Origin of the sequence: Pseudomonas sp. EpS/L25, assembly GCF_001512295.1 — a bacterium.
In the GTDB taxonomy this organism is placed as follows: Bacteria; Pseudomonadota; Gammaproteobacteria; order Pseudomonadales; family Pseudomonadaceae; genus Chryseomonas.
In genome coordinates this window covers 1-5,532 of the sequence record NZ_LNUP01000006.1, presented here as the reverse complement: position 1 = coordinate 5,532, position 5,532 = coordinate 1, and the positions used below count along the sequence as shown (strand labels likewise).

Sequence of the window (5,532 nt, the reverse complement as noted above, 5' to 3'; positions counted from 1 at the left end):
GATGTTCGGCTGGCTGAAGGAGAGTCGCAGGATCGGCACTCGCTACGACAAGCTGGCAAAAAGTTTCGCGGCGATGGTCACGCTCGCTTGCACGCTGCGCTGTCTGCGCCAGTATTTTTCGTACAGAGCCTAGCAGCGTTGAGATACCTTACCTGACTCACACTCCGGGAATCCGCAGGCAAACCTTTTTTCAACCTCCAGCGGCCTGGATATGGTTTCCCGCTGACCGAGCCCACCTGATCGCGTTTCCTGTACCAGCCATTCCTTATGCCTGGTACTGCGCATCCCCCTTTTTCCTTCCTACCTGTCTGGCTAGCAGCTTCAAAGCAATGGTCTCTCTAGTCTGTATAGATCGCTGCTAGCGCGTCAGCTTTCGGACAAGCTCTTTATAACTTCCGCCAGACGGGCTTCATAACCCAAGCATACATTTTTATCCTGCGCATTAATCACGCTGAGGATTTCCTATGAGGAGACCTCGAGCCTTAGGTTCTGTACGAAAAGTGCCTGCGCTCGGTAATGCTTCGTTGAAAAAGGCCTCGGAATGCTCATTTACCGTTCGTAAACTCCGCTTCCTCAGCCTTTTGATTCGCTAGCGCTTACCCTCCGGGCCAGCCTTTGGCTGTTACTCCCGTTGGTCGTTTCGCCTCGCCTGACCTTCGCTCGGCGACTTTTCGTACAGAACCTAATATTTATGTCACATTTCTGAAATAGTAAGACTATAAAGAAAAATTTAAAATCCGTATTCGCCAACCTTTTTCGCAGCTATATTAGGTCAAACGCCGTGGGTTGATCGCACCGCACAACCCGCGCAAAGTTTGTCTTACTATAAATTTTTCTTATTTATGCACCTAAATTGGGGCGCGTGATCCGAAAGTAAAGCTTGATTTTGGTTTATAAAAAATCAAAACTAAGTACCTGATAAATTGAGCGTAAAAATCACAACACTATCCAAAGCGGGCTGGAGTCATGATTGTTATCTGATTTGAAGTGGCACAATGACTGAGAAGCCATCCTTTACAATTCTTCCTGCTAGCAACCATATAGCAATGCTCACTAAAAATCATTGAATCAGTTGTGAAAGACCATATCACTTGAGTCAAAAAATCATTTAAAAATCATTTAAAAATCGTCCTTTGGCCTTCTTATTATCGCACTGGCTGATTTCAACCCATCATCAAGAGTCAGACACTTACTTGTTAGTTGTCGCAAAAATTTTGCATATTGCTGCCTGACATAAAACCAAGGAAAGCCAATTACCAAAGATATGGTTTTCTAGTAGACAGATTTTAGTAAACGGCTGTTTCGGCAGCTTAACATGGCGGACCTGTAATGGCCGTCTAAATAGGAGCAATATTATGAGCGTTCGAAGCAAGCTAATGTCGACCATCGCTGTGATCGTAGTATCGTTCATAATATTGGCCGTTTTTTTGGCTAATCAGCTGCGGGCATCCACCGAGAATGCTGGCTATTTATTCAATCAAGACTTTCTTCCTACCAATACGATAAACCAGATCGATGGCACGCTGACGCGTATCGATATTAATATTTTGCGTATGATAGCCATTGGCGATCCAAAGAGCGTCGCCCGCTGGAAAACTGAAAATGAAGCAGCTTTCAAGCGGGTAGAGGAATCCCTGAGGGTGCTGGACAGACAGCTAATGGAATCGCCCCAACATCCGATGATTAAGGATCTACAGGCAACATACGAACTATTGCGCGATGGCATGCGCCAACAGACTGCGGTCATCGAGCAGGGGGATCTGACTCAAGCTGCCCTTGTAAATCGGGAACTGGTGAAGCCCAATGCAGACCGTATTTTCCCCGCGCTTGAACAACTACGTAGTACCAGTGTCGCCCGAGCGGAGATGCGCCTTAACGATCAGATAGAAGAAACTCGTAATCGCCTCTACTCAGCTATGTGTGCTATCGGCATCATTACATTGCTAAGCTGTATTTTAGGATGGCTGATCGTTCGCCACATTATGTCTCAAATAGGTGGTGAGCCAAGCGTTGTAGCAAACCTTACACGTTCTATTGCCGCTGGCGATCTGACAAATGCGATTCAAGTACGCAGGGGCGCCGAACGAAGCGTCATGGCAGCCGTAAGTGAGATGCAGCAACAGTTGCGCGTAACCCTTACCCAGATATCCACATCAGCTCATGCTGTTGCAGAATCGTCCATTACCCTTAGCCGCATCACCGACCTCAATGCCAAGGACCTTACACAACAAGGAAATGAGGTCGATCAAGCGGTAACCGCCGTTACGCAAATGAGTAGCGCGGTAGAAGAAGTAGCGCGCAATGCCGAACATACCTCCCGCTCTTCACAACAGGCGGCTTTTTCAGTGAAGGAAGGCGAGTCACAGGTTCATCTCACCAGCGAGGCAATTCGCGATATGAGCGACGGGGTGCGTAACACAGCCCTGTTAATTGAGCGTCTCGCACAGCAGGCCCACGGCGTGGGTCGAGTGGTCGACGTTATCCGCGGATTGGCCGATCAGACCAACTTGCTAGCGCTAAATGCAGCTATCGAAGCGGCACGTGCGGGAGAGGCAGGGCGAGGTTTCGCTGTGGTAGCTGATGAGGTACGTGCGTTGGCTCATCGGACCCAAGCTTCTACTCAGGAGATTGAACAATTGATCAGCAGCATCCAAGAAGGTAGTTCTCAGGCAGAAAACGCCATGGATGCAGCCGTAGACCTAGCCGGGACCACATTGGACGCAGCGGCAAAGGCCAACGCTGCGCTACAACTTATTAACCGCTCGGTAGGTGAAATCAGTGAGCTTAATCTGGTGATCGCCAGCGCAGCCCAGGAGCAGGCGCAGGTCTCCCGCGAAGTTGATCAAAACCTGCTGAACATTCGCAACCTATCTGTCCAATCGAATGAGTCTGCGCTAGAGGTCACCCGTTCCAGCGAGGCACTCAATCAGCTGGCGAGCCAATTGAACGGCGTCGTCGCAAACTTTCGGATCCGATAGAAATCTGAGCACTTGTATGTTACTAGTTAGTAACATGGGGGCGCGCCGGATCTCGACCAATATGTAGTATCGACGACTCGCGACGACAATACCTACTGAAGATTCTAAAACTCGATATCTTGGACGGACTTGCTGCCGGCGAGTCCATCCATTTTGTACTGGCGCGAGCTAGTGGCGAAAGAGCAATCGGATAGCAAGGGCGCTTTATAGGAGCTCTTACACATGATGAAGTGCGTGATCGCACTTTTCGACGAGGCAGACAGAAATCTTAAGCACCCACAGGATAATAATTCAGTAACATCGGGACGTCTTCGATATCATGAAAGATCAGCGGGACGCTTGGGAATTTCAAAAGCATTTATTTTTAGGGCAGTTCCTGACAACACTATTGGCTGGTACTTATTTTAGCATTAGAGCTGGCCGGGACTTTAGGGGTTTTCAGTTATAAATCCACAATCGCAAATCAGGAAAAGGATATCTAGGCTTGTCTGAAAAGTCGACGCGCCAACGGCGATCGATACAGGCCAGAGTGACCACCGCCTTGAGGCTGCCGGCCAGCTTGGCGAACCGGACGCAGAGCCGACGTTTTTCCTTGCCAGCTGAACAGGCGTTCGATCACATTAGGCGGGTGGTACGTAGGTTGAGCGAAGAGCCGTGGCAAGCCTGGGCGGGGCTTACGATACATCTTGCGTCGAGCGATGACCGGGTGAATGCCGACACGGTCGCAATGACGCCGGAGTGTTTCGCTGTCGTACCCCTTATCTGCCACGACCCCCGGGCATCACAGAGCAGATGGAGCTTGGTACCTAGCCCACCATGGCTACGCGGCCCAGCGCCTGTTCTAGCGGCTCGTCCGGGCCCCTTTTTTCCGCCTCCCGAGGCGGCTCGTGTAGCGCGGATCATGGTGGAATCGATCATCCTGGTATCCATGGTCGGCGAACGTATTTAACTTTCGGCAGAATTAGATGCGTACTCGGTTGCCGCACAGAATGACTTTGTTAACGTCTCGTGCCATGTCTGTCTTCTTGGGAGCTACGTTGTACAGCGGCTCATATCTCCCTGATAGACTGCGGCCAATTCGGCGTAATTCCTTGCCCAAATCGCGGCGCAGCGGCAATTGCATCAGTCGAAAATCCTCTTCGACTCCTTAGAAAGGATCGGCACGACGATCTAAACTGGCAGTGGCATCACCTGCCGCCGTCCCTGCACGACGAAGCGGCCCAAAACGCACCTCCGATGATCAATCCTGCTGACATCCCTCTCCTCTCGGCGACTGGCGTTTCCCTGAAGCCCAAGATCGTCTTCGAAGCCGGCAGTGCCCTTCCCCGATCAAGCTGGCACAGATCACCCACAAATCACGTCACCAGTGGCTCTTCCGGGTAGGCGCCTACGAGCATCAAGAACCCTACGATAGTGAGCGCGAGGCGATGGAGTCGGCCAAGCGGCTACTCTTCACCCTCTTTCGGGACATCGCCAATGAACATCAGCTGATGGCCCTTCGCCAGTGGATACGGCCTTGGCGGTGCGATTTTCCGAGCAGCGGAGGCTATCGGCAGGGGCGCCAAGAGGAGAAACACCTGCGCCAAGTCGCTCTAGCCTAAACCCTGCCACGGCATAGCTCCGCCCGATGAAACTACCCTGGAACTCCAGGGCCCAGTGGTCCGTGACGAAGTAGCTAATATCTAATCCCGGCCGGGTCTTATCCGGTGATTGAATCTACCCGCCTATGACGGGAATATCGGTGGACTGGGTAAGGGAGCGGACGCTTAAGAGCGATCCGCGCAAGAGCAAATCGCCGACTAACAGTCCCCGAGGTCCGTTGCCCATGTTGGCTGCAACTACCATTTGGGGATTGAACAGAAGAAGGAATGCCCCGAACAGCAGTTGCTGGGCTTTCCAACCGCCCCACCACCTAAAACCCATCATTATACGACAAATTAACGTCCAACCAGCATCATCAGTAGAGCTACGCAGTTGGCCGTCATATTGCCGCCTATATTGCGAAACGTACCGAACTATTCGTTTCTCGCACCGACGATCTGTCTGACGGCATTGGAAGGGCGCTGAACGGTAGGCGCTCTAACTCGGCGGTTATACCTCTGAAAGGAATGTCTGAGGAAATGCCGAAGAGGCGCATGGGCCATTTTTAGTGCCAGCAAGAGCCCGAACAGGGACACACGGAGGTCGGCACGATCCCGGCGGCCAACTGGCGCGCCAGGCTGCGCAGGTCGATGGCGAAGAGCTCATTGAGGCGTCGGCCACTCCCGGCAACTCTGCCATCCACTTCGATCCGAGCGGACAGCGGCCACCGCTAGCGGGCATAGACCCTAGCGCTGGCGGTGGCACGGGGCCAGCGTCTCTCGAACCAGGCGTCAGGGCTTGACCGCCAGCGGCGGTCGCGTCTGGCTGCGTTCCAGCCAGCCACCGCCGAGGGCCTTGTACAGGGTGACCTCGCTGTTGAGCTGGTTGAGGCGGTCGGTGATCAGCTGCTGCTGGGCGCTGTACAGCGAGCGCTGGGCGTCGAGCACCGTGAGGTAGTTGTCGATGCCCTGGC

Annotated in this window: 1 protein-coding gene and 4 pseudogenes; 3 read left to right on the top strand and 2 right to left on the bottom strand. The window is 52.6% G+C overall.

Annotation, left to right across the window (positions count from 1 at the left end):
* The 3 genes and pseudogenes from AR540_RS24725 to AR540_RS08745 all read left to right on the top strand — a co-directional run.
* Positions 1 to 133, top strand: a pseudogene (locus AR540_RS24725) (IS5/IS1182 family transposase); the annotation flags it as partial.
* A gap of 1,222 nt (positions 134 to 1,355) precedes the next feature.
* Positions 1,356 to 1,850 (top strand): annotated as a pseudogene (locus AR540_RS26450) (MCP four helix bundle domain-containing protein); the annotation flags it as partial.
* A 15-nt stretch (positions 1,851 to 1,865) separates the two neighbouring features.
* Positions 1,866 to 2,978 (top strand): methyl-accepting chemotaxis protein, encoded by a 1,113-nt coding sequence (locus AR540_RS08745; RefSeq protein WP_442963775.1) that lies wholly within the window; start codon positions 1,866 to 1,868, stop codon positions 2,976 to 2,978.
* A 438-nt stretch (positions 2,979 to 3,416) separates the two neighbouring features.
* Here AR540_RS08745 and AR540_RS26445 read toward each other — a convergent pair.
* Positions 3,417 to 3,908, bottom strand: a pseudogene (locus AR540_RS26445) (transposase); the annotation flags it as partial.
* Positions 3,909 to 5,350: 1,442 nt separating this feature from the next.
* Positions 5,351 to 5,532 (bottom strand): annotated as a pseudogene (locus tag AR540_RS08740) (multidrug transporter); the annotation flags it as partial.